Below are 24,181 nucleotides of genomic sequence, written 5' to 3'. Positions count from 1 at the left end.
TTCCCGTTCTTACTTGGAAATAACCTATTTTATTGATAATATCAGCAGATTGAAGGTATTTTTATGTGTGAAAAAAGTCGTTCTGGTTGCATTGACCGAGCAGTGCGGTATACTAAGCGCTATGAATATTTACGTAATAGATATAATTAAATTAATTGAAAGAAGGATTTATAAATGAAATTTGGATTTATCGGCCTTGGAAACATGGCTGGCGCGATTATTCACGGCATGATTACAAGCGAGCAATTTAATGCTGCCGATGTACACGGGATGAATCGGAGCCGCGAAAAAACCGATGACCTTGTACATAAATACGGCATTCAGGCAGCCGATACGATCGAACAGCTAATGGAACAAGTTGACGTTATTGTCATCGCTGTAAAGCCCCAAATGTTTGAAGATGTTTTACCCGCAATTAAAAAACACCTGACAAATAAACACATCGTCATTTCAATCGCTGCCGGTAAATCACTCGATTATTTACACGAGGAACTTGGAAGCGAAACGTCTATCTTCCGCGTTATGCCAAATATCAACGCTACCATCGGGGCATCGACAAGTTGTTATTCAACTCAGAAAGCTAGTGACAATCAAAAAGCCATCGTCGAGAAGCTGTTTGCTACAGTCGGAACAATTGTTGAACTTCCTGAAAGCCTATTCTCAATCTTTACAACAATCGGTTGTGCTTCTCCTGCCTTCACTTACCTTTATATCGACTCATTAGCACGTGCGGCAGTTCGTGAAGGAATGCCAAAAGATATGGCACTTCAAATTGCAGCAAGCTCTGTATTAGGCAGTGCGCAAATGGTATTACAATCCGAATCACACCCATGGGCATTGATCGATCAAGTATGTTCACCTGGAGGAACGACAATTCAAGGTGTCACTTCCCTTCAAGTCAATCACTTCGAAAGTACAATCTACGAAGCCGTTGATGCCGTTACGAACCGTGATACATTTTTGCAAAAACAGACAGTTAAATAGAAATGCCAGCCCAGTGGATTTGACTTCTCACTGGGCATTTTCTTTTTTAGACAAAAATGATAATAATTTATGTTTATAATTTCTCTCAGTTCTCAAAAAAAATATGAGAACATAATTGCTAACTACCGTACTATTCTATATAATCAATCTTGTTTCAAAAATGAAACCAAAAAATTATAGATTTGGAGCGTGACAAGAAATTGGGTAAAGCATTGATTATTGGAGCTGGCGGTGTAGCTAGCGTTGTCGTACATAAATGTGTACAAAACTCAGAAGTATTCGAAGAGATTATGATCGCAAGTCGAACAAAATCAAAATGTGATGCTTTAAAAGATAAATTAGATGGTGGAAAAACGATTATTCACACAGCACAAGTGGATGCGGATAACACTGAGGAACTAATTGACCTAATCAATGGATTTAATCCAGATGTGGTGATCAATGTAGCTTTACCATATCAAGACTTAACTATTATGGATGCATGTTTAGCAACAAAGACTCACTATGTAGATACAGCGAACTACGAGCCTTTAGATACTGCTAAATTCGAATATAAATGGCAATGGGCGTATAAAGAACGTTTTGAAGAAGCAGGTATTACTGCGCTTCTAGGTTCAGGTTTTGACCCAGGTGTAACAGGCGTATTCACAGCGCATGCACAAAAGCATCATTTCGATGAAATTCATTACATCGATATCGTTGATGCAAACGGTGGAGACCACGGACTTCCATTCGCGACAAACTTCAACCCTGAAATCAACATTCGCGAAATTACTGCGAACGGACGTTTCTGGAAAGATGGCGAGTGGGTTGAAACGGAGCCTTTAGAATATAAAACAGTTTATAACTTACCGGAAATCGGTGAAAAAGATTGCTACCTTCTATACCATGAAGAGTTAGAATCTTTAGCGAAGAATATTAAAGGTTTAAAACAAATCCGCTTCTGGATGACGTTTGGCGAAAAATACTTAACACATTTAAATGTACTTGAAAATGTAGGTATGACTTCAATTGAGCCAATCGAATTCCAAGGACAAATGATTCAGCCAATCCAGTTTTTAAAAGCTGTTTTACCAGACCCAGCTACATTAGGTCCTCTTACAAAAGGTAAAACAAACATCGGCTGTATCGTTCGCGGTATTAAAGACGGTAAAGAAAAAACTTACTATGTATACAATGTATGTGATCACCAAGAATGCTACAGAGAAGTTGGCTCACAGGCGATTTCATACACAACTGGTGTACCGGCAATGATCGGCGCAATGCTTGTAATGAACGGCGAATGGCAAAAACCAGGTGTATGGAATGTAGAAGACTTCAATCCAGACCCATTCATGGATGCATTAAATAAATGGGGATTACCATGGCACGAAACAGAAAACCCTGAATTAATCGACTTGGAATTTACTTCTGCTGGAGAAAAAGCATAATGGCAGATATTAAAAATACGAAAAAACCTGTGATGGCGGCTGCTCTTGCAGAAGAAACAGGCATAGACTGGTCACAGGCACCATCTCCAGCCTTCGTAGTGGACGAGCGATTACTTGAGCGCAATTTAAAACTATTAAAATCCGTACAAGATCGCACGAATTGTGATATTTTACTTGCACTTAAAGGCTTTTCTATGTGGTCAACATTTCCGATGGCGCGCAATTATTTAGCGGGAATTACATCTTCCTCACTATTTGAAGCACGTCTTGGTTTTGAAGAATTCGGCAAGGAAGTACACGCTTACGCTCCTGCTTATGCAGAGCATGAAATCGATGAGTATTTAACTTATGTCGACCATATTGTATTTAACTCTTTTGATCAGTTAAATAAGTACAAAGACAAAGTGTTAAATCACGAGAAAAATATTTCTATTGGTTTACGTGTAAATCCTGGTTATTCAGAAGTGGAAACACCTCTGTACGACCCTTGCTATATTAACTCGCGTTTAGGTATTCCGGTGGAGTCATTCCGTCCGGATGAACTTGACGGTGTTGAAGGCATTCACTTCCATGCTATGTGTGAGCAAGGTGCTGAAGTTCTGGAGCGTATTTTAGTACACTTTGAAGAGAAATATGGTGAATACTTGCATCAAATGAAGTGGATCAACTTCGGCGGCGGACACCATATTACGAAACCAGGTTATAATGTTGAGCTATTAGTCAGCTTAATCAACCGCATCCAAGAAACATATGGCGTAAAAGTAATTTTAGAGCCAGGCGAAGCAATTGCGCTTAATACAGGGTATTTAGTCGCGACAGTGCTTGATATCGTGCATAACGGCATGGAGCTTGCAATTGTCGACTCTTCAGCTACTTGCCATATGCCGGATACACTTGAAATGCCTTATCGCGCGCATATTATCGGTTCGGGTCAGCCAAACGAAAAAGCTTACACATATCGTTTAGGCGGCATGACTTGCTTAGCAGGTGACATTATCGGAGACTATTCTTTTGATGAGCCGCTTAAAGCAGGCGACAAACTTGTCTTTACGGACATGGCCCATTATACAATGGTAAAAACGCATATGTTCAATGGTGTAAATTTACCAAGTATTTGCACTTACAATGAACAAGATGGTGTGAAAGTAATTCGTACCTTCCAATACGAAGACTACCGTAACCGTCTATCTTAATTAATAATACAGGGTAACAAAACATCCATTTTCTCCTTGAGGAAATGGATGTTTTTCTGTTTCCCGAAATTGCCAGAATACATAAAAACAAGCACGGCAACAACTTTTACGTTGTACCATGCTTGTTTTTTTTAAGTTCCACAATAGCTTACAAACGGTGGTTCTTCGTCTGTTGGTGGCTCTGTATATTTTTTGTACTGCTCCGTTATATTAAACGGACTTGTCAGCACTTGCAGCATCTCGGCAAACATTGACGGGTCGCCTTCTGCAAATTGTTCAATTGCCTGTTCCACAAAATGATTTCTTGGAATAACGGCCGGATTAACAGACTGCATTACTTGCATCGTTTCATCAATCGTCGTGTCTTGCTGTTCAATCCGTTCAAACCATGTTTTTTCCCACTGTTTAAATGCCTCTGACTGGAACAAATCATTATTCGGCCGCTTACCTTCCGACAATGCACGGAAAGTATTTGTATAATCCACTTCATGTTCTTCCATTAAATTCAGCAGATCATCAATCAGCTTCTCATCCTGTTCATCAATTGAAAGAAGACCTAATTTTTCCCGCATTTCGCTATAATAATATGCTTCATAAATTGATGGGAATTTCCCAAGAATATTTTGTGCTAGCTGAACTGCTTCCTCTTCATTTTCATGAAGGAGCGGCAGCAAGCTCTCAGCAAAACGTGTTAAGTTCCATGATGCGATCGGCGGCTGATTGCGGTAGGCATAACGCCCCTGACGATCAATCGAACTGAATACAGTTGCCACATCATACGTATCCATAAACGCACATGGCCCGTAATCGATTGTTTCACCGCTGATTGTCATATTATCGGTATTCATTACACCATGAATAAAGCCGATACTTTGCCACTTCGCTATAAGGGCAGCTTGTCTATCAAGTACCGCTTCGAGCAATGCAAGATAGCGGTTTTCCGCCTGCAATAGCTCGGGATAATGGCGCCGGGTTGCATAATCTGCCAAAGCTTTTAAGTCGCCAGCTTCGCCAAATGCAGCCGCATACTGAAACGTTCCGACCCGCAAATGACTTGCGGCAACCCGAGTTAAAACAGCGCCTTCCAAAGCCGTTTCACGATAGATAATATTGCCAGTTGCCGTAACGGCTAGGCTGCGTGTTGTCGGGATCGAAAGCGCATGCATTGCCTCACTGATGATAAACTCCCGCAACATTGGACCGAGTGCAGCACGTCCATCGCCACCACGAGAATATGGTGTAAGACCGGATCCCTTCAATTGAAGATCAAATCGTTCCCCATTTGGCGTGATGTGCTCTCCGATTAATAACGCTCTTCCGTCGCCTAGCATATTAAAATGTCCGAACTGATGTCCCGCATAGGCTTGAGCAATTTGCGCTGCACCCTCCGGCATTTCATGTCCCGCCAAAATAGCGGCACCATACTCTTTTAATTCCTGAGCCTTTAAACCAAGCTGCTCTGCTAATGTACGGTTAAAGATGACGATTGAAGGTGATGTCACTTCATTAGCCGTTACATGGGAATAAAAAGTTTCCGGCAACTCCATATAACTGTTATTAAAACGAAAACCAAAATTCTGCTTTTTATCTGTCATTGTTTTCGCCTCATTTCTTTCAAAGATGCACTTATTATAAACTTTTTTATACAAGTTAACCAAAATTACGCCCGGTTATATTTATATAAGCACGCCCCTCATATGTTAACCTATTAAAAATAAAAGTTGACACAAAACAAAACTCATTTTATATTTATGTTAACCAGAATAATATAGAAGTTAACGACAAGGGGAGTAATGTATGGAGACTGTTCATAAAACACAAAGCTTTAAAACAATCGATTTAATTTACAGTGCACTTTTTGCGACACTTATTATGGTAGGAGCAAATATTACATCATTCGTACCTTTTCTGACGGTCGGTGGTGTACCGATAACATTACAAGCATTTTTTGCAATATTAGCAGGTTTAGTACTTGGATCAAAAAAAGGAGCCATTGCATGTGCAGTGTATATGTTTATCGGGTTAGCAGGGGCACCGGTATTCTCTAAATTCACAGGCGGATTTTCGGCGATTCTACTACCGACTTTCGGCTTTATCGTAACGTTTATTATTAGTGCATATATTGCCGGTAAAATTGCCGAAAAGTTTCAAACGCGACTTGCCTATATTATTGGCGCACTTATTGCGATGGCAGTTAACTATATTATAGGAACAACATGGATGTATTTCGCCTATACATTATGGGCATCTGCTCCAGAAGGTTTTACATTTAAAATGGCATGGCTTTGGATGATTCCTCCAATGCCAAAAGATATTATTCTTTCAATTTTTGCCGGGTTTTTTGCTTATCGTATCCAAAAGATCCTGAAAATCCTGCCTACAAAATAATATAAAAGATTGCAGTAGAACTCCTCATCTAATGTTATCGGCGTCATCATTATACCGAGATTCATATATTTGATATACTTTATTCAATAGATGAAGGAGGAATTTCATATGGCAAATCATTATCAAAATATAGTTGTTGCAGTAGATGGTTCAGAAATAAGTGATCTCGCTTTTCAAAAATCGATTGATATAGCAAAACGAAATATCGGCTCGACTTTACATATTATCCATGTAATCGATACGAGCTTCTCCACATCTTTTGATATGCTTTATGATAATATGGTTGAATTGGTTCGAAAACATGGTGAAGTTTTATTGGACCGCTATGAATTGGAAGCAAAAGAAGCAGGCATTCCTACAATCAATAAAATTTTAACAAAAGGCACACCTAAGACGATTTTAGCGAGAAAGCTTTCAGAGCATGCGCCAGCAGATATTATTATTTGTGGGGCAACCGGATCAAATGCGGCAGAGCAGATGTTCATGGGCTCCACTACAGAAGCAATCGTTCGGCATGCAACATGTGATGTATTGATTGTACGTACACCAGAAAAATAAAAAAAGGGGTTATGAGGTGCACAAAAACGTCCTCATAACCTTTTTAAATCATTAAAATTTCCCGGATATCTTGCTCGGTTAATGTTCCCTTCGACGATTCATCACCGTCCAATATATCCGAAATAAGCATTTTCTTCTTCTGTTGAAGCTCACTCATTTTTTCCTCAATCGTTCCATTTGCAATAAGCTTAATAACTTGTACAACTTCCTTTTGCCCCATACGATGGGCACGGTCAGCTGCTTGTTCCTCGACTGCCGGATTCCACCATAAATCATATAAAATGACGGTGTCCGCCCCCGTTAGATTCAGTCCAGTACCACCTGCTTTTAATGAAATCAAAAACATATCCCGCTCTCCATCATTAAAAGAGTTACAAAGTGCAATACGCTCTTCTGAAGGCGTTTGTCCATCAAGGTAAAAATATTGTTCTCCGCGCTTGGAAAGCTCTGTCGCAATCATTTTCAACATTTGTGTAAACTGTGAAAATATTAATACCCGTCGGCCGGATGCCTTCGATTGTTCCAATAGTCGGAACAGCTGCTCAAACTTTGCGGAACCACCTTTATACCCTTCGACAAACAATGCCGGGTGACAGCAGATTTGACGCAGTCTCGTAATTCCCGCCAAAATACGAATTCGGTTTTTATGAAACGTTTCTTTGTCCAGATGCTTCATTGTATCAACACGCAACTTGGCCAAATAGGCGGCATACAACGCTTTTTGCTCCGGTAACAGTTCAGCTTTTTCAATCATTTCCTCTTTTTGAGGTAATTCCCCTAATACATGTTCTTTCATTCGGCGAAGGAGAAACGGCCGTACTTTTCGTGCAATATCTTTTCGCTGCATATGGCGGAAATCCTCAAGCTCGCGGAACAGCTGCGGAAAGATGACACGGTAAATCGACCATAATTCCGATAATGAGTTTTCAATCGGTGTTCCTGTTAAACCAAAGCGATTTGTTGCATTGATTCTTTTTACCGTTCTTGCTGTCTGAGTAACCGGATTTTTAAAGGCCTGTGCCTCATCAAAAAATACCGTATGGAAATGCTGACGTTCATAAAATGCGCTATCTTTACGTAATAACGGATAGGTTGTAATAATAACATCATGATCTTCCATTGTACGCAGTAAATGACGCCGCTCCGCTACTTCCCCATCAATGACAATCGCTTCGGCTTCCGGTGCAAATTGCATGAACTCATAAAGCCAATTGTATGAAAGCGACGATGGACAAACGATTAGAACCGGCTGTTTGTTAGCACGGATTATCGGCAATTCTGATACAATAAAAGCAATACTCTGGACTGTTTTCCCAAGCCCCATATCATCGGCAAGCACACCGCCGAATCCATAATTCGAGAGCAATTTCAACCAGTTAAAACCATGTTTCTGGTAATCCCGAAGAATTGGTTCCAGGCTTTTTGGAACTTCAAATGTCAATGATTCAGGATGTAATAACTGACCTGTAAACTGTTTAAACGATTCTTCCGCTTCGAATATATCACTTTGTTCAAATTGCTCCAAAAACGGTAGACTATCCGTTATTGGCATATTAAACGTTAATTCATACTCATCATCCTGAGCTGGAATTGCTCTAAGAAAACGTTGAATTTCTTCGATTTCCCTCGTCTCCAAAGACAGCAATGCCCCATCTTGTAGACGATAATATTTTTGCTTCACTTTGATTGCCGCTAAAATTTCTTTAATTTGCTTATTCGAAACGCCATCCATTTCAAATTTAAATTCAAGCCAATTTGTTCGTTCCTTTTGGACATTCACCCGGATTTTTGGAAAGTTATTTTCTTTGGCAATCCGCAGCTTAACAGAACTTGTTGCATAGATTTTAGCGAGTTTTGTGAGCTTTGGAAGCTGGTGATATAAAAACTCATATTCAAGTTCTTCATTCTGCATATAGTAGCCGCCATCCGTTTTTGTAAAGCCGCTTTCATCCATCAACGCTAAAACTGCCGCTTCCTTTTCGATATCCCGAATGATGAACACGTCATCTGAAAGCTTTTCATCCAATGGTTGAATGACAAATTGCCCGTACTGAAATTCCACACCTGCTAGGAAACGATTTTTCAGACGGTCTAAATAAACGTTTACTACTAATGGGTTTTCCATCTGTTTTACCGAAAGCTCCCGAGCCATTTCGACAACGCCTATTTTTTTCAGTTTAGGTATCACCTGTTCCCGGAAGTAATCCCAGTGTGAATGCTCAATTGTTAATAAAGATTTTTGCTGAAGCATTTGCTTTAATTCGAAAAGCTGCTTCATGCTGTCTTCACTCATTTGCGTCAATTCACCTTCAAATAGCACTAACCGGTAACTTGGAAGCAAGACAGCACGTTCAATTCCTTCTATATAAAGCTGATACTCTTCTCCTTTTGCTTCAATGAAAAAACGAAGTGCTGTAGGCTGTGTTACAATCTTTAATTCGCTATAGCTTTCGTTTTGATAAAATAACAAAACATTTTTCGTATTGGAAATCAATGAAGAAAGTATATACCAGGATGAAGGCGGAATGATCAGCAAATGCTGCTCCTGACTTTGTACAGGCATATCATTATAAAGTGCATCATCTTCTACAATTTTTATAAGGAGCTGTAAGATGGCATCATGCTGTTCGTCAAAACAAAACTGTTCAAAATTATAGGTTGTGTTATGGGAAATCCGGTATGGCTTTTTATTTTTTATATGTGTTAAGAACTCTCGAATAGATAAAATTTGATCTCCATTAACTTGGAGCTGCATTCCAATAACCGGGTCTTGTTCTGTAAATTGAACAGGTGTTATTACGAACTGTACATCCATTACTTCCCGCTTTTCAAAGTGACGCTGCTGCTTTGTCGTTTGTACTGTCTGTTGTTTAAAAATAGAAAGAAAACTGTTTTCAGAAATAAAACTTTCATCGTACTCATCATCTGGCAGCGATTGAGCCTTATTCTTGCTGAGATTATTAATAGCGATAAGAACCGCCGCTACATGTTGACAGCTTTTACTGAAATCACCCAATGTCGGACAACTGCACGATGTCTTAAATTGATCTGTTCCCTCTTTTTCTATCCGGACAACGAATTGTTCCGTGCTTTTTACAACCGCTTCTCCATACATATCCGTATATTGCAGGAAATTCACTTTTCCTGTTTGATAAAAAGTTTGCCCTTTTTTAAAAGAAACGGTTCCGCATAGATTTTTTATTTGTTTTTCCGATAGTTTAATATCCATGCCGTTCCCCCTTTTCTATTCAATCCATTTTCTCATGTCACTCATTGAATTACTAGTTTGAAGCGAAGATGAAGAAAACCTTTAATTCTTCAATAATTACGTTATGAGATGAGTAAATGAAAAAATTAAGAGCAAAAAAATATCATTTCCCCTTAGAGAAAAATGATATTTTTGGGTTATCTTTGCCTCTTCAAACTCAAGCAAAAGATGATTTGATTTTTTCTAGATGTCGGACTGTTGGCGTCAAGTTGGCAAAGAAGTATGCTTCACGCAGTTTGCGTGATGGTACACTTCCTGCAACATAACCGGCAGCTCCATTGTGTATCATGTTCGCCTGTACCGCAGCTAATGTATCATGCACTGCTTGCAGACGTGTGTTGACAATTTCCTTCAATGACAAATTGCCTGCCAAGTTGTTCAACTCTGAATTAATTCTATCATATTGATCCCGCAGTTCAGTTGCCTGTACTTTTAAGTATTCATTACAGCCATTTTGCTTCGCTTTTACTTTTTCAATACCTTCAACTGCTGCCGCAATAACACCTGCACCAAGCGGAACTTGATAATAAATAAACGTAGGGCGAATAATATCGCAAAATGCTTTTGCATCCTCGGAAATGACAAAGTCTTTCGAAATTACAACTTGATTAAATTTACATGAATAAGTCGCGCTGCCATTCACTCCAAGGAAACCAAGTCGTTCATTCATTTCAAGACCTTTGATATCAGTTGGGACAAGCACCAGAACTTCACGACTATCGACTGTCGCAACTGCACCAAAGTAATGACGGTTCCCCAAATTTGATACAGCAGGCAATGTTCCAGTAATAACATAGCCTTCTTCTGTCTTTTCTGCCTTCAGATGAAGTTTTTCTAATCCAGAATAGTACTTCATCGCATTTGATAAACCTGTTGCACCAAGTTTTACGCCGTTTTCCAGCTCAGGTAATATTGTTTGCTTTAAATACGAGTTATTACTATTACGCAAATAAGTTAATGCGGCTAAATGGCACCAAACACAAAACGCTGTTGTCATACAAACCTTTGCTGTTTCACGAACAACCGCTGCCTCATCTTGTAATAGTGTCGATTGGTCCTTATTTGCCGAATGGAAGAATCCAGCCTCACTTAGCGCTAAAATATAATCTTCTGCATAATGTGCCTGTTCATCGACCTTCTTCACTACGGGCTTCAGTTTTTCATCGATGATTCGTTCTAACAATTCTTTGTTCAATGCCATTGTCCCCGCATCCTTTCCTTTTAGTCTGCCAATTCCGTTAATGATGTGATCGGTGTTTGCACTGCTTCACGTGCACGTTTTACAGCTGCTTCATCTGGTGCATCATAGAAACATAAACATTTTGTCATATCTTCACATACATAAGTACGAGAGAATTTTACATCTGGAACTTCTTCGTATTTTACCGAATTTTTCTTTTTACGCTCTAAATATTTTTCCATTGTGATTTCTGCAGGAATTTCCCATTCCACTAGGTAGTTCACTTGCTCGCCGCCTGCTTTGACTTCATCAAGTTCTTTACCGATTAAACGTACTTCCTTTACTAAATCAATAGCAACACCTTGTGTTTGTAATGCTGTTTTTGCTGCTTCCTCATCAGATGCTTCAATAATGAAATAGCCACGGGAAAAATCTTTTGCCACTTGTACTTCGATAACCCCAACACCTTCCGTTGCATGCACTTTTTCGACTAATGCCGCAAATGCTTCCTTTGAAGAAACCTCGTTAATTGTTGATTCTACTAAAAATAAACTCATTGTATTATCCTCCTAATAGTAAATGTTAGATTGTTCTATATTCAAATAGGCGTTCTGATAGAGCGCACTATGAATACCCATTTTTAATGCCTTTTACAGGTTAAAAAAATTAACTCGCATTGCATAAAATTAATGTTTATACTTGTATCAAGGAGGCGAAAACATGAAAACACGTTATGACTTACCTTGTAACATTGCACAAACATTAAATATTCTTGGTGATCGTTGGACGCTTCTCATCATTCATGAACTGCTGATCGGTGAAACGAACTTCAATGATATTAAGCTGAAGCTTCCAGGTTTGTCAGCAAATATTCTGTCAAACCGGTTAAAAGAATTGGAAGAAGCACAGATCGTTCAAAGTGAGCTATATTCCGCCCATCCCCCACGCTACCGTTACACATTAACGGAAAAAGGTACCGCCCTTGAGCATGTTTTCAATTCGATGATTATATGGGGTGCTGATCATCTGGAAACCTGCTATAAAGAAATCGTAGGTCCTGATGAACAGCGTGTAGAAGTCGGATATTATTCTACTGACACTGGCGAACGTGTCGATACGATTCATATACGGCCGTTAAAAACTGTCTAAAATCATTAGGCAGTTTTATTTTGCGCCTCCCCAGATGCGGTTTACCCAGCTTTCAAAATAATGAATGCCTTTATCCAGTAAAAGGCCAAGTACCCCGATTACAACAATACTCGCCATGACTAAATCCAGACTCAAAGAATTTCGTGCATCGACAATTAAAAATCCTAAACCCGATTGCGCACCGACCATTTCCCCGGCTACGAGGAAAATCCATGCAGAACCTAGCGCCATATGCAGCCCATTGGCGATCATCGGAAATGAAGCCGGCAATATAATTTTTCTCATTGTCTCAAAAGGGCTCATTTCAAAATTCGATGCAATGCGTAAATACGTTTTGTCGACTTTTTTTACCGCTGATACCGTTGACAATAAGACCGGGAAAAATGCAGCGATAAAAATAATCACAATCGCCGGCATATTGCCGATGCCGAACCATAAAACGATAAACGGTGACCATGCAATCGGCGAAACCGGTCGCAATACTTGAACTACTGGATCGAGCACTTTCCAGACAGCCGGCAACCTTCCTAAAATCAACCCTAACGAAATGGCTGCAACAACTGCAATAAGATAACCTGAAAAAAATCGTAATAAACTAATTTGTATATGTGCAAACAGCGAACCATCGGAAATGATCGCAAGTAATGCTTCCCCCACTTTTAAAGGCGGAGGGAAAAGTGCCGACTGATGCCCACCTATCATAATTGCAGCTTGCCAAACGACAAGTAATAATAGAAAGCCAAGTGCAATCGGGGACAATTTCTTCACTATCGCCATAATATCCCTCCGTCCTCTACTAATTTACAAAGCTAGCATCAACAAAATCTTCATAGGAAGGCGGGTTTTCGGATAATCCCATTTCCAATAATGCATCACGTAGAATCGCATAGCTGTCTTGTTCAATACTTAAATTGTCGTAGGAAATCCAATCTAATGATATATCCAGTACATTTTTTTCAACTGTTAAATATTGACCAACGACTTCATGCATATGGTCGTCTTTCCCTTGTGCAAGCTCACCGCCTGCTACATAGTCATCGACAAACTTCCCTGCCAATTCTTTATTGTCTTTAATAAACTGACCGCGCAATACTAAACCGCAATCAATCGAATCTTGCCAAATTTCTTCTGACTGATAAAGCACTTTCCCGTTTTCCAATGCAACCGATATCGCACCAAATGGCTCAGCAACTACATAACCAGCAATACGCCCTTCCGCTAAAGCTGCAGGCATTTCCGCTGGCGGCAATTCGATCACATCTACTTCATCGTAAGCAATGCCATGTTTTTTCAGCATTTCATACAGCAAAATATTGTGTGTTGAAAATCTGCTTGGAATCGCAAAAGATTTCCCTTTCAGTTCTTCCACGGAATTTATATCCTTACCTCCAATTAATACATTGCCATCACGGTGACCAAGTGCCACTGCTTTTAGATCAATGCCTTTTTCCTTTGCATTCATCGCTAGCTGGATCAATACAGATGCCCCATCAATTGCACCAGTATTCAGTGCATCCATCAGCTCAGGCCAAGACCCGAATTTCACGAGCTCTAAATTGTAATCTTCATACTTTTCATCATTCTGCATATATAACGGAACTGCATGCGTAATCGGTAAATAGCCGATTTTAATCGTTGGCTTTTCCCCGTCACCTGCAGAACTTCCTTCATTCGTCCCGCATGCCGACAACACTGCCACGAACAGCATTGTCATGATTAACACTACCTTTTTCATCTACTATCCTCCTAAATATTAAATTCGATTGCTGCTTTATCATGAGTAAACTGGAATTCATTGAATATAATTTCGCGGTAATGCTGAAAATCCGTATCAGCACGATTGCGTTCCTTTGGCAACTTCAGCACAACTTCTTTATGAATTTCACCAGGATTAGGCTTCATAATAAGGATGCGATCTGCTAAATAAATTGCTTCATCGATGTCATGGGTTACTAATACAATCGTCATTTTCTCGCGTTGCTGGATTTGTTTTAATTCATCCTGTAAATAATAGCGTGTAAAGGTATCAAGCGCTCCGAACGGTTCATCCATTAAAATAACTTCCGGTTGAATGGCTAGCGCACGGGCAATTGCGACGCGTTGCTGCATGCCACCCGACAGCTCGCCAGGCAATGCATTTGCACGGTCTTCCAATCCGACCATCTGTAAATAATGGGCCGCTCTTTTTGTAATTTCAGCAGTCGATAAATCTGAATTCTCAATCCCGAGCTCCACATTTTTCCGAACAGAGCGCCATGGCAGCAGCCCGTAATTTTGCATAAGCATAATACAGCGTTTACTAGGTTTTGTAACGGCAGTCCCATCAAGCAGGATCTGTCCTTGATTAGTCGTTTCAAAGCCACCGATACAGTTCAGCAATGTACTTTTACCGCAACCGCTTTTCCCCAGAATGGCAATCACTTCGCCGTGTTTTATATTAAAGGAAACATCCTTTAATACTGTCGGACCTTTTTCTCCATACGACTTTGAAACCTCATTAATTTCAATCTTAGCTGTCGACAATTATTTTTCACCCCAATACCGATTATTCAACTTGGTTTTATATTATATGAGTTATATTATTATACTTACTTAAATAAAACAACCTTATTTTTTAATTAATTTTTATTTTCTAAAAAATAATCGGATATTTTTAGAATATAATGTAAAATAGAGCAATCTACTCTTTGTAGATTTCGTTTGTTTTATCGGAAAGTGAGGTTATATGAATGAAAAAAGTAACATTAGTTCCACAAGCGCTTAGCTATGCGAAAGAAATCCATCGATTATCAATGGCGCCCGAAGTAAAGAATGCACTCGGGCTCCCTACACAATCTTTAGAGGATACGGAAAACTTTATTATTAATACACTAATGGAGGAATCTGAAGGGAAAACTATATCCCGTTTAATTTTGAATGAAGAGGACCAATTGATTGGTATTACGACACTGATGTTTATCGATCAGTCCAATAAGCAATGCCATATCGGAAGCTGGATTGGAGTCGATTATTGGGGACAAGGTTATAATCTGGCCTCTAAAATAGAACTATTGAAAATAGCATTTGAATACTTGCATCTTGAGGTAGTTTTTGCCGGTGCACGCACGGTCAATTTGCGTTCTCAAAAAGCACAGGAAAAACTCCCGTTCATATCTTTAAATATCGAACAGCAATTTCCCGAAGAACATTTGCTGCTGGAAAAAAGACAAAAGCAGCCGTGTATTTTAAATGCTGTTTTCAAGGACGACTTTCTCAACTATTTATATCCAACACAAAAAGAGCGGAAAATTTAGAGATTACTCTAATTTTCCGCTCTTTTTATTTATTTTAGTTAGCAGCTGCTTGTTTTGTGAAACGAGGATGTGCCCAAAGTTCACGCCATTTTATGAATGATGTAATTACAATGATCAATCCCAATGTCAGCATAATAATCGATAGAATACCGTTTAAAATATTGTAACCACCGGCCATTTCGTTCCAGTAAACATTTTTCACCATCCAGAATCCTGCTACATTTACCGTAATATATAAATACACTAATGGAATAAAGCAAGTTAAAGCATAAATACGTTTATCTGCTACTTTCAATACGAATGTTACACCACATACTAGACCAATGGAGGCCATCAGCTGGTTGGATACCCCGAATAACGCCCAGACAGAAGCAATATCCCCTGAATTTAATAAGTATCCCCACATGATACAGGCCAATGCACTTGCTCCAATTGCCCCTGGTAGCCAATCCGTCTTTTTCAGCGGCTTATAGACATTCCCTAAAAAGTCTTGAATTAAGTAACGTGCTGTACGTGTACCTGCGTCAATTGCAGTTAAAATAAATACAGCTTCAAACATTATAACAAATTGATAGAAGTAAGCGGTTAGATGGCTAAACCATTCTACCCCTGCAAATATGGATGCCATACCGACTGCAAGTGTTACGGCACCACCAGTACGTCCCTCCAGATCCATACCAATCGCTTCTGACAGCACCGGTAAATCAACTACCGTCATTCCTAATTTCGCGAATGCTTCAGGTGATGAGTTAATCGCAAAGTAATCTGCCGGATGCAGTACAGTTGCAGCGATCAGTGCCATAACTCCAACGACACATTCTACGAGCATTGCACCAAAACCAACTACGCGAATATCATCCCATCGGTTCAGCATTTTCGGTGTAGTACCTGATCCTACAAATGCATGGAAACCAGAAATAGCTCCACAAGCGATTGTAATCGATACGAATGGCCATACTGGACCTGCAACAATTGGACCCCCTCCTAGGAATTCAGGAATAATCGCAGGGAATTGAATTGTAGGGTTAATAATAAACACTCCAATGATTAAAGCAATAAACACCCCTATTTTCATGAAACTGCTCAAATAATCGCGTGGTGCCAATAAGAACCATACTGGTAAAGCAGCCGCAAAGAACGCATAAATCGGCAATAGAATCGATAATGTTTCACGATCCAATGTTAGTACATCACCTAACCAAGTACCTTGAATAGATGGTCCGTAGAAAACGGCCCCAACAAGGAGGATGACCCCAAGTATTGTTGATATTTTCAAGTTCCCTGTAAATTTATTGATCAGGCCCATGAGCATTGCAATCGGTATCGTTGCAGCAACCGCAAATGTTCCCCAAGGGTTTTCTGCTAAAGCACCTAAAATAACCATTGATAAACCAGCCATTGTAATTGTAATAATGAACAGCATTGCTAATCCTGTACAAAAACCAGCGACAGGCCCAAGCTCTTCACGCATAACTTCCGATAATGACTTCCCGCCTTTTGTCATCGAAGCAAATAATACAACAGCATCGTGTACAGCTCCCCCAATAACAGCACCAATTAATAACCAAAGGTAACCCGGTAAATAACCGAATTGCGCGGCTAAAATTGGTCCAACTAACGGTCCTGCAGCTGCAATTGCTGCAAAGTGATGCCCGAATGCTACCCAACGATTTGTCGGCACATAATCTTGTCCGTCATTTTTTTCGTTTGCAGGTGTTGGCGTATCTTCATTAATCTTTAATACTTTTTTTGTAAAGAAAATTCCGTAAAAACGATAGGCAATTACTAAAATACATATTGCCCCAATTACTAGTGTAATCGCATTCATTTCACTTTCCCCCTATGTATATCTCTTTTGTTGTAATACAACAATAACAAAATTAAGAACTGTTGTATCACAATATTTAAAATTAACTGAAAATTATGCATAATAGCTATTTTATCATACTAGACTACTTAAATTATGGTAATTATCAAAACAATAGAAATAAATTCCCCTTACAATACTTCACATACCTATGTTACGTGAAGATTCTCTTCTAAAGAATGAACTGCTTTTTTTGTTTCTAATAACTTTACATCATTTTTTTGTAATATAAATGAAATATAATTTATGTTTAATATAAAGTGAGATGGGAATTTAACTAGTAAGCTTAGCAATAAGCTAAAAAATTTTCACTAGGAGGATGTAAGAAATGGCTAACAACAACAAACGTAATCAGAATCAGAATGACGGATCAATGACGGTTCAAGAAGCGGGTCGTAAAGGCGGAGAAGCTACATCTAATAACCATGGTAGAGAATTTTACGAAGAAATCGGCCGTAAAGGTGGAGAAGCGAGCAGCGGAAACAACCAAAACGGTAACAACAACAATAACAACGGCGGCGGCAAAATGAGCCGTGAAGAAGCTGGCCGCAAAGGCGGAGAAGCAAGCCGTAAAAACAATAACAATAACAGTAACAATAACAACAAAAATAACTCATAATTATTTAATTGACCTTGAAGATAGGTTAATGCAAGATGTAAATATTAATAATTTACATTAATAAGGGATGTTTGCCGTTTAGAAGAATGGCAAACATCCTTTTTTGCATGCTTTTACTCGCCTATCCAAAATTTCTCTCCAACAGCATACATAACCAAACAAATTACTTGAAAATATTATATAGGAATTATATATTATTTTATGCTTGCTTTAATTATAGCGAGCGTTTTATTGTGTTTTCTTATTTATTTTATATATATAGAAAAGGAAATGAGCGCATACATGCAACAATCTACAAACAAATTTTTATATGAATTAATTTATTCCACTATAAAAGCTACCGGCCTCAATACAATGTTGGAAGAGGATCATACCGGAGTAAATATGAGCTATAACTTTATAACGAATGTTGTTAGTTTTGATGCAAACCGTTTAGTAAAAGCAGCTGGAGAACTATCAACCATTCCATTTGATCAATATGTAAAAACCATTACACTTCATGAACTAGGTCATGCGATTGACCGCCCTGCACTAGATGCTTCTTTAACTAGAACCTTCGATTATTTTGATATGCGAGATCAATATTCTACTAAAGAAATTTTTAATAATCCCGAATTGTTAGGTATGATTATTGAAGAACATCAAATGAACATTGCTTTTGAAGAAACAGCATGGGCTAATGCAGAAATTCTGAATCAAAAATTACAATTCATCGATCAAAATTCATTTGAAACGATAAAAAAACATAGTCTTTCCACATATATTAGAAATTATGAAGAAGATTTAGCAGCTTACAAACAGTTACTGGAACAAACAGAACTTCAGCCTGCTTAATTTTAGTGAGCCCAAACAAATAAAGAATAAAAAGCATGTAATAAAACAACGATCTTGAAAGCGAACATTTCCTTTCAAGATCGTTTTTCTGTTTTAATTTAATTTTATATTTCAATAATTATCGGCAAAATCATTGGCTTTTTCATTTTTAATGTAAAGATATATTGATCTACCGCGTGTTTAACCGCTTTTTTCATAGCAAAAGGATTGGCTTCATTAAAGTTTTCTACAGCTGCTTGAGCAATTTCGTTAATATCATTTATTAATCCTTCTGATTCCCTTGCATAGACGAATCCTCGTGAAATACTATCCGGACCTGAAATAATGGAACCATCGAATTTACTGATTGTGACAACAATAACTAGCATCCCATCTTCGGATAGCTGCTTTCGATCCCGCAGTACAATTTCACCGACTTCATCACTTCCAGTACCATCCACATACGTATCTCCTGCCGGAATTGAACGTGTTTGCCGTGCTTCCCCGCCTTTAATATCAACTATATCACCATTTTTCAAAATAAATGTATGCCCTTTTTCAACTCCAACCGCTTCGGCCAATGAACGATGAATATGAAGCATGCGATATTCTCCATGAATCGGAATAAAATATTTTGGTTTCATGAGTGTCAGCATCATTTTTAAATCTTCTTGATAGCCATGTCCAGAGACGTGCATACCGGTAATACTTGAATTTCCGTAAACTACATTTGCGCCAAGCTGAAACAGATTATCAACTATTTTTGAAACATCTTTTTCATTTCCCGGAATAGGAGAAGCTGCGAAAATAACCGTATCGCCTTGGACAACTTTGACATCTCGATTACGACCAGTTGAGAGGCGGGAAAGCGCAGCTAATGGTTCCCCTTGGCTTCCCGTACATAATATTACTGCCCGTTCCGGCGGCAACTCTTTTAACTCTCTTGGTTCGATAAGCATCCAACCTGGAATATCCAAGTAGCCTAGTCGCATCGCTACAGACGTAACATTGACCATGCTGCGGCCTAATAATACAATTTTTCGATTCGTCTTTTTTGCTGCTTCGATAATTTGATGAATACGATTCACATTGGATGCAAATGTAGAAATGAAGATTTTTCCGGTCGCCTTTTGAAACGCCTCATCCAAATGACGTCCAATTACTTGCTCGGATGGTGTAAATCCCGGACGTTCAGCGTTTGTACTTTCGGAAATAAGCGCAAGCACCCCTTCTGAACCGAGTGCTGCCATTTTGTGAATATCCGACGTTTGATCATTAACAGGTGTAAAATCAAATTTAAAGTCACCTGTATGAATGACTTTCCCTTCAGGTGTATGAAAAACAATCCCTAAACAGTCTGGGATGCTGTGACTCGTCTTAAAGAATGTGAGTGATAATTGGTCGAAACTAATTTTAGATTCTGCATTTATCTCATTTAATTCTGAATCACGTAGCAATTTATGCTCTTTTAATTTCAATTCAATTAACCCGAGTGTAAATCTGGTAGCGTATATCGGCATATTAATTTTTCTCAGCAAATATGGGATACCGCCAATATGATCTTCATGCCCATGGGTTACAACTAAAGCCTTGATTTTATGTTTATTTTCCTCCAAATAACTTAAATCCGGGATAATTAAATCAACACCTAATAAACTTTGATCCGCAAATTTACCGCCACAGTCAACAATAACTAATTCTTCTCCATATTCAATGACATACATATTTTTTCCGATTTCATTAATACCGCCGAGTGCGAAGATGGATAGTGTATTTTCAGTATTTAGCAACTTCGAGTCCTCCTATAGGATGGATATTTTTATGTGTGCATAAAATTTCGCCTTATACATTAGTATTTCTAATTTAAAAAGAAACTATACGAACGCAGTTCACGATGTTTTGAAATAATTCATCGTATTTCGCCCATACTATTATTGAAAGGAATTGATTATGATGCTTAGTGAAAAACAGCTTACTAAATTAAAACGACTGCTCATCGAACAAAAAAGAGAATTAATTGGTGATGTCAATACAAATGAAAATGAAATTATTGCACGTGCCAGTTTAAGGGATTCTACTGATGAACTCTCTACTATCGACAATCATCCCGCAGATTTGGCGACCGAATTGTATGACCGTGAAAAAGATATGGCGTTAAAAGTGCATAGTGATGACTTATTGGGCCAAATCGAAGCAGCATTTGAACGGATGAATGACGGTACATATGGAGTTTGTGCAAAATGCCAAACAGAAATCCCATATGATCGGCTGCAAGCAATTCCGTATACGACTTTTTGTATTGAGCATAGTGATGCAAAAGCTCCTGCAACAGATCGTCCGGTTGAAGAACAACTGCTCCATCCGGCTGTAGACAACTCCTTTTCAAATCGGGAAAAGGATGATGAGCTTCAAGATAACGAAGACTCTTTCCAAATCGTAGCACAATATGGAAATTCCGATACACCCGCGGATTTTGAAGGGGATTTCGATCACTACAATGATTTATATAAAGACAAAGATGATGAAGATACGTATTCTGCATTGGAAATATTGCATGTCTCAAAAGAAGATTATCTTCAGGGGCAAATTTCCAAAGAGTATGCAGATGAAGCACGTAAATATGATTATTTAGAATGACCGCAATAAAATCAAAAAGCCGAGAATTTTTGTGTACTCGGCTTTTACCTTTATTTCGCGATTTTTAAAATGGGTTTAATCGTAATCCCTTTTTTAGAGTCTTCAAAAGCTTCGTTAATTTGTTCAAATTCATAAAACTTAACGAGTCGATCAAACGGGAATTTACCATCTTTATAATAGTTGACTAACTCCGGAATAAATACGCGAGGTACCGAATCGCCTTCGATGACACCCATCATTGTTTTCCCTTCCGCCATAATATCGTTATGGACATCAATTGCCATCTCAGGTGTTACGCCTACAATGGCACAAGTACCTAATGGGCGTAATGCATTTAGGGATTGTTTCACAACGGGCGGCACACCTGTCGTTTCAACAGCAAAGTTTGAACCTCCGTTTGTAATCTTTTTCACCTCGGCAACGACATCAACATTTCGTCCATTTAATACATGTGTTGCCCCGAGTTCTTTTGCAAACTCCAATCGGGAATCATGAACGTCCACGGCAATAATTTGTTTACAGCCGACAATTTTTGCTGCCATTAATGCAGACAAACCTACAGCTCCGCATCCGTATATGACAATTGTGGAACCAAATTGTGGTCGCAGGCGATTTAATACTGTACCGGCACCTGTTTGAATCCCACAGCCAAGAGGACCAAGCAACGCTAAGTCGACATCTTTATCTACTTTTACAACATTTCGCTCATGTGCAATTGCATATGTTCCGAATGAAGACTGGCCGAAGAATGTCGCTAACTCAGTACCATCTTTTGAAAGACGTGTTGTATAGTCATTTTGGACACCGCCAAAGTTTAGTGGATTAAACGTATCACATACTGTAGGATGTCCAGTCAAACAGTTTGGACATGAACCGCAATGTGCAAATGAAATAACGACATGGTCACCTTTTTCTAAACTTGTTACGGCTTCACCCACTTCTTCCACAATTCCTGATCCTTCATGACCAAGAACGGCTGGAAGTGGAGCAATTGCTAAATCACGTGCTACCGAATCCGTATGACAAACACCAGTTGCTACAATTTTAATCATTACTTCATTTGCTTTTGGAGATGCAAGTTCCACTTCCTGCAAGACGAAATCTTTTCCTTGTGCTTCAGTTACAGCTGCTGTAATTTTCATTCTTTGTGTCTCCTTATTTGTTAATTTATTCTCACCTACCTTACTATTCCCAATCATTTTGTAATTACACTTAATTATAAAAGGCAGCTCAGAAAACAAAAAACTGTGTAAAAGCAATTGCACTTTTACACAGCCTTATTCATTTCATAATACTTAAACAATTTTTACAGGTGGGTAGTCATTTGGTACAGTTCATCTGCAGTAGTTGCAACATCTCTCGTCTCTTGACCGATGTTGCTAATGACACTTGTTAGGTTTGTTATATCCAATGCGACTTCTTTAATTTGTGCTTCATTCTGTTCGATTGCCTTTAAAATTTGCTGGAATTTTGTTTGCGTACTTATTGATACGTCCAGACCTGAATCCACCCTTGACTGGACAGCATCAATCATTTGAACAGCAGTCGACGTTAACAACGTGGATGTCTGGATAAGGTTTGTTATGTTCTCTACTGAACTTTTCGATTGCTCTGCCAGTTTACGTACTTCCTGTGCGACAACTGCAAAACCTTTTCCATGGTCCCCTGCTCTTGCTGCTTCAATCGAGGCGTTTAATGCCAGTAAATTTGTCTGGTCGGCAATATTTTTTACTAGCAACACAATATTGATAATCTGTTCTGAAGAGACCTTTAAATTTCCGATTAGTTGTCCCATTTCAACCGCGCTGTCTTTAATTTCAATCATTTCCTGCTCCAGCCTTGAAACTTCATTTTTCCCTGTCAATGCATCTGTATGAATATGTTGGACAATTGCGACATTCGATTTGATTGTATTGTTTATATGTGATGTATGATTGTTTACTTGTTCAATCGATTGGTTCGTTTCTTCTGTTAAATCAGCCAGATTTTGAATAACGGCCGATAATTTATCCTTTAATTCAAGTTTGACAACATTATATTGCTCTCCTCGTAGATTTTGATTTTCCTTTTCGTATTCCTCCAATACAATCTGCATTTCCAGGTTAATAAGTTTTGACACATTTAATGTAATTTGTTCCCTAAGTGCAAGGTCCGTTATATCTTTACTAATGAGCACAATCATCGTTTCCTGCAATTTTTGAAATGTACCCATATACCACTTCGGGTCCAAACCGATTTTGAAATGCATGCGGGCGAGTTTTCGTTTTGCTTCAATTGTCTCTTCATTAAAAACGCCATCAAACATAGAAATAATGTACAAATTCAATGTTTTCTTTAAGCGATCAATTTTTGTTCGTTCTTCAATTATTTTTTTTAGTGATGGCACAGCCAATACATTTTCATAAAATACATCCGTTATCTCTGATACGCCTGCAGTAATTGCAGGTTGATACGATTTTATACAACGTAAATTATTTTCGTCTATTCCGATTAATTTCATCTGCTGCTCTAACTCCGGCATGCTTGTAAATTGTATAATAGGCTTAAAGTAATTCATTTCTTCTAATTTACTATCTTCATTTACCGATTTCCGCTTCCACCATATCACCATTATCGTCACCCTTACATTATGTATAGTATTTGTACAACGTTATACTCTATTTTCTGTAAATATTATCGCTATTTAATCTATTTAATATACAAACATTGTACACCTTATATAAGTAAATGTATATATTATTAATTTTTTTTATAGTATATTTGTACTTAATGGTATACAGTAAAATTAAAACTAAGAAGTGA

The 24,181-nt window shown here is 38.6% G+C and carries 21 protein-coding genes; 10 read left to right on the top strand and 11 right to left on the bottom strand.

What is annotated here, in order from left to right:
* The first annotated feature begins 174 nt into the window (after nucleotides 1-174).
* From proC to nspC, 3 genes are all read left to right on the top strand, one after another.
* Complete coding sequence (gene proC / locus ACQKN3_RS01280; protein WP_251686629.1) at nucleotides 175-984, top strand: pyrroline-5-carboxylate reductase; 810 nt, start codon at nucleotides 175-177, stop codon at nucleotides 982-984.
* A gap of 200 nt (nucleotides 985-1,184) precedes the next feature.
* Entirely contained in the window at nucleotides 1,185-2,414 is a 1,230-nt protein-coding gene (locus ACQKN3_RS01275) for a saccharopine dehydrogenase family protein (RefSeq protein ID WP_427708839.1), read from the top strand.
* Between the two features lie 32 nt (nucleotides 2,415-2,446).
* Nucleotides 2,447-3,607, top strand: coding sequence for a carboxynorspermidine decarboxylase (gene nspC, locus ACQKN3_RS01270; protein WP_251689986.1), 1,161 nt, complete (start codon nucleotides 2,447-2,449; stop codon nucleotides 3,605-3,607).
* A 131-nt stretch (nucleotides 3,608-3,738) separates the two neighbouring features.
* On the opposite strand, the gene ACQKN3_RS01265 is transcribed toward nspC, so the two are convergent.
* Nucleotides 3,739-5,202 carry a protein adenylyltransferase SelO gene (locus ACQKN3_RS01265; RefSeq protein WP_427708837.1) on the bottom strand — a complete coding sequence of 488 codons (1,464 nt, stop codon included), beginning with the start codon at nucleotides 5,200-5,202 and terminating at the stop codon, nucleotides 3,739-3,741.
* A 202-nt stretch (nucleotides 5,203-5,404) separates the two neighbouring features.
* Here ACQKN3_RS01265 and ACQKN3_RS01260 point away from each other — a divergent pair, with 202 nt between their 5' ends.
* Both ACQKN3_RS01260 and ACQKN3_RS01255 read left to right on the top strand, forming a co-directional pair.
* Entirely contained in the window at nucleotides 5,405-5,995 is a 591-nt protein-coding gene (locus ACQKN3_RS01260; RefSeq protein WP_251686625.1) for a biotin transporter BioY, read from the top strand.
* Nucleotides 5,996-6,103: 108 nt separating this feature from the next.
* Nucleotides 6,104-6,553 (top strand): universal stress protein, encoded by a 450-nt coding sequence (locus ACQKN3_RS01255; protein WP_251686624.1) that lies wholly within the window; start codon nucleotides 6,104-6,106, stop codon nucleotides 6,551-6,553.
* 43 nt (nucleotides 6,554-6,596) lie between these two features.
* On the opposite strand, the gene ACQKN3_RS01250 is transcribed toward ACQKN3_RS01255, so the two are convergent.
* From ACQKN3_RS01250 to ACQKN3_RS01240, 3 genes are all read right to left on the bottom strand, one after another.
* Nucleotides 6,597-9,782: a DEAD/DEAH box helicase gene (locus tag ACQKN3_RS01250; protein ID WP_427708834.1), complete on the bottom strand. Its 3,186-nt coding sequence runs from the start codon at nucleotides 9,780-9,782 to the stop codon at nucleotides 6,597-6,599.
* Between the two features lie 196 nt (nucleotides 9,783-9,978).
* Nucleotides 9,979-11,022: an acyl-CoA dehydrogenase family protein gene (locus ACQKN3_RS01245; protein WP_251686622.1), complete on the bottom strand. Its 1,044-nt coding sequence runs from the start codon at nucleotides 11,020-11,022 to the stop codon at nucleotides 9,979-9,981.
* 20 nt (nucleotides 11,023-11,042) lie between these two features.
* On the bottom strand, nucleotides 11,043-11,558 hold the full coding sequence (locus tag ACQKN3_RS01240; protein WP_251686621.1) for a DUF4242 domain-containing protein: 516 nt from the start codon (nucleotides 11,556-11,558) through the stop codon (nucleotides 11,043-11,045).
* 163 nt (nucleotides 11,559-11,721) lie between these two features.
* On the opposite strand from ACQKN3_RS01240, the gene ACQKN3_RS01235 reads away from it, so the two are divergent.
* On the top strand, nucleotides 11,722-12,150 hold the full coding sequence (locus ACQKN3_RS01235; RefSeq protein WP_251686620.1) for a winged helix-turn-helix transcriptional regulator: 429 nt from the start codon (nucleotides 11,722-11,724) through the stop codon (nucleotides 12,148-12,150).
* A 15-nt stretch (nucleotides 12,151-12,165) separates the two neighbouring features.
* On the opposite strand, the gene ACQKN3_RS01230 is transcribed toward ACQKN3_RS01235, so the two are convergent.
* The 3 genes from ACQKN3_RS01230 to ACQKN3_RS01220 are packed head-to-tail and all read right to left on the bottom strand — an operon-like array spanning nucleotide 12,166 to nucleotide 14,673.
* Nucleotides 12,166-12,927: an ABC transporter permease gene (locus tag ACQKN3_RS01230; protein ID WP_079528125.1), complete on the bottom strand. Its 762-nt coding sequence runs from the start codon at nucleotides 12,925-12,927 to the stop codon at nucleotides 12,166-12,168.
* A gap of 19 nt (nucleotides 12,928-12,946) precedes the next feature.
* Nucleotides 12,947-13,885, bottom strand: a complete 939-nt coding sequence (locus ACQKN3_RS01225; protein WP_251686619.1) for an ABC transporter substrate-binding protein — start codon at nucleotides 13,883-13,885, stop codon at nucleotides 12,947-12,949.
* A gap of 11 nt (nucleotides 13,886-13,896) precedes the next feature.
* Nucleotides 13,897-14,673 carry an ABC transporter ATP-binding protein gene (locus tag ACQKN3_RS01220; RefSeq protein WP_251686618.1) on the bottom strand — a complete coding sequence of 259 codons (777 nt, stop codon included), beginning with the start codon at nucleotides 14,671-14,673 and terminating at the stop codon, nucleotides 13,897-13,899.
* Between the two features lie 206 nt (nucleotides 14,674-14,879).
* On the opposite strand from ACQKN3_RS01220, the gene ACQKN3_RS01215 reads away from it, so the two are divergent.
* Entirely contained in the window at nucleotides 14,880-15,443 is a 564-nt protein-coding gene (locus ACQKN3_RS01215) for a GNAT family N-acetyltransferase (RefSeq protein ID WP_251686617.1), read from the top strand.
* Between the two features lie 34 nt (nucleotides 15,444-15,477).
* Here ACQKN3_RS01215 and ACQKN3_RS01210 read toward each other — a convergent pair whose 3' ends face one another.
* Nucleotides 15,478-17,271 carry a carbon starvation CstA family protein gene (locus tag ACQKN3_RS01210; RefSeq protein ID WP_427708829.1) on the bottom strand — a complete coding sequence of 598 codons (1,794 nt, stop codon included), beginning with the start codon at nucleotides 17,269-17,271 and terminating at the stop codon, nucleotides 15,478-15,480.
* Nucleotides 17,272-17,638: 367 nt separating this feature from the next.
* On the opposite strand from ACQKN3_RS01210, the gene ACQKN3_RS01205 reads away from it, so the two are divergent.
* Both ACQKN3_RS01205 and ACQKN3_RS01200 read left to right on the top strand, forming a co-directional pair.
* Nucleotides 17,639-17,929 carry a KGG domain-containing protein gene (locus tag ACQKN3_RS01205; protein WP_427708827.1) on the top strand — a complete coding sequence of 97 codons (291 nt, stop codon included), beginning with the start codon at nucleotides 17,639-17,641 and terminating at the stop codon, nucleotides 17,927-17,929.
* 282 nt (nucleotides 17,930-18,211) lie between these two features.
* A complete protein-coding gene (locus tag ACQKN3_RS01200; RefSeq protein WP_251686614.1) occupies nucleotides 18,212-18,763 on the top strand; it encodes an integrase in 552 nt (183 codons plus the stop codon).
* 104 nt (nucleotides 18,764-18,867) lie between these two features.
* On the opposite strand, the gene ACQKN3_RS01195 is transcribed toward ACQKN3_RS01200, so the two are convergent.
* On the bottom strand, nucleotides 18,868-20,532 hold the full coding sequence (locus tag ACQKN3_RS01195) for a ribonuclease J (protein ID WP_427708825.1): 1,665 nt from the start codon (nucleotides 20,530-20,532) through the stop codon (nucleotides 18,868-18,870).
* A gap of 163 nt (nucleotides 20,533-20,695) precedes the next feature.
* Between ACQKN3_RS01195 and ACQKN3_RS01190 the strand changes: the two genes are divergently transcribed.
* Entirely contained in the window at nucleotides 20,696-21,379 is a 684-nt protein-coding gene (locus ACQKN3_RS01190) for a TraR/DksA C4-type zinc finger protein (RefSeq protein ID WP_427708823.1), read from the top strand.
* A gap of 50 nt (nucleotides 21,380-21,429) precedes the next feature.
* Here ACQKN3_RS01190 and ACQKN3_RS01185 read toward each other — a convergent pair whose 3' ends face one another.
* Both ACQKN3_RS01185 and ACQKN3_RS01180 read right to left on the bottom strand, forming a co-directional pair.
* Nucleotides 21,430-22,521, bottom strand: a complete 1,092-nt coding sequence (locus ACQKN3_RS01185) for an NAD(P)-dependent alcohol dehydrogenase (protein WP_427708821.1) — start codon at nucleotides 22,519-22,521, stop codon at nucleotides 21,430-21,432.
* Between the two features lie 164 nt (nucleotides 22,522-22,685).
* On the bottom strand, nucleotides 22,686-23,990 hold the full coding sequence (locus tag ACQKN3_RS01180; RefSeq protein WP_427708819.1) for a protoglobin domain-containing protein: 1,305 nt from the start codon (nucleotides 23,988-23,990) through the stop codon (nucleotides 22,686-22,688).
* Nucleotides 23,991-24,181: the final 191 nt, after the last annotated feature.

Origin of the sequence: Solibacillus sp. NPDC093137 (assembly GCF_050280445.1) — a bacterium.
In the GTDB taxonomy this organism is placed as follows: Bacteria; Bacillota; Bacilli; order Bacillales_A; family Planococcaceae; genus Solibacillus; species Solibacillus isronensis_B.
This window is presented reverse-complemented; position numbering and strand designations above follow the sequence as displayed.

What these genes read in the sequence shown, in the direction of transcription:
- proC (WP_251686629.1), top strand. Translation starts at nt 175, where the DNA reads ATGAAATTTGGATTTATCGGCCTTGGAAACATGGCTGGCGCGATTATT.
- nspC (WP_251689986.1), top strand. Translation starts at nt 2,447, where the DNA reads ATGGCGGCTGCTCTTGCAGAAGAAACAGGCATAGACTGGTCACAGGCA.
- ACQKN3_RS01265 (WP_427708837.1), bottom strand. Translation starts at nt 5,202, where the DNA reads ATGACAGATAAAAAGCAGAATTTTGGTTTTCGTTTTAATAACAGTTAT.
- ACQKN3_RS01260 (WP_251686625.1), top strand. Translation starts at nt 5,405, where the DNA reads ATGGAGACTGTTCATAAAACACAAAGCTTTAAAACAATCGATTTAATT.
- ACQKN3_RS01255 (WP_251686624.1), top strand. Translation starts at nt 6,104, where the DNA reads ATGGCAAATCATTATCAAAATATAGTTGTTGCAGTAGATGGTTCAGAA.
- ACQKN3_RS01250 (WP_427708834.1), bottom strand. Translation starts at nt 9,782, where the DNA reads ATGGATATTAAACTATCGGAAAAACAAATAAAAAATCTATGCGGAACC.
- ACQKN3_RS01245 (WP_251686622.1), bottom strand. Translation starts at nt 11,022, where the DNA reads ATGGCATTGAACAAAGAATTGTTAGAACGAATCATCGATGAAAAACTG.
- ACQKN3_RS01240 (WP_251686621.1), bottom strand. Translation starts at nt 11,558, where the DNA reads ATGAGTTTATTTTTAGTAGAATCAACAATTAACGAGGTTTCTTCAAAG.
- ACQKN3_RS01235 (WP_251686620.1), top strand. Translation starts at nt 11,722, where the DNA reads ATGAAAACACGTTATGACTTACCTTGTAACATTGCACAAACATTAAAT.
- ACQKN3_RS01230 (WP_079528125.1), bottom strand. Translation starts at nt 12,927, where the DNA reads ATGGCGATAGTGAAGAAATTGTCCCCGATTGCACTTGGCTTTCTATTA.
- ACQKN3_RS01225 (WP_251686619.1), bottom strand. Translation starts at nt 13,885, where the DNA reads ATGAAAAAGGTAGTGTTAATCATGACAATGCTGTTCGTGGCAGTGTTG.
- ACQKN3_RS01215 (WP_251686617.1), top strand. Translation starts at nt 14,880, where the DNA reads ATGAAAAAAGTAACATTAGTTCCACAAGCGCTTAGCTATGCGAAAGAA.
- ACQKN3_RS01210 (WP_427708829.1), bottom strand. Translation starts at nt 17,271, where the DNA reads ATGAATGCGATTACACTAGTAATTGGGGCAATATGTATTTTAGTAATT.
- ACQKN3_RS01205 (WP_427708827.1), top strand. Translation starts at nt 17,639, where the DNA reads ATGGCTAACAACAACAAACGTAATCAGAATCAGAATGACGGATCAATG.
- ACQKN3_RS01200 (WP_251686614.1), top strand. Translation starts at nt 18,212, where the DNA reads ATGCAACAATCTACAAACAAATTTTTATATGAATTAATTTATTCCACT.
- ACQKN3_RS01190 (WP_427708823.1), top strand. Translation starts at nt 20,696, where the DNA reads ATGCTTAGTGAAAAACAGCTTACTAAATTAAAACGACTGCTCATCGAA.
- ACQKN3_RS01185 (WP_427708821.1), bottom strand. Translation starts at nt 22,521, where the DNA reads ATGAAAATTACAGCAGCTGTAACTGAAGCACAAGGAAAAGATTTCGTC.
- ACQKN3_RS01180 (WP_427708819.1), bottom strand. Translation starts at nt 23,990, where the DNA reads ATGGTGATATGGTGGAAGCGGAAATCGGTAAATGAAGATAGTAAATTA.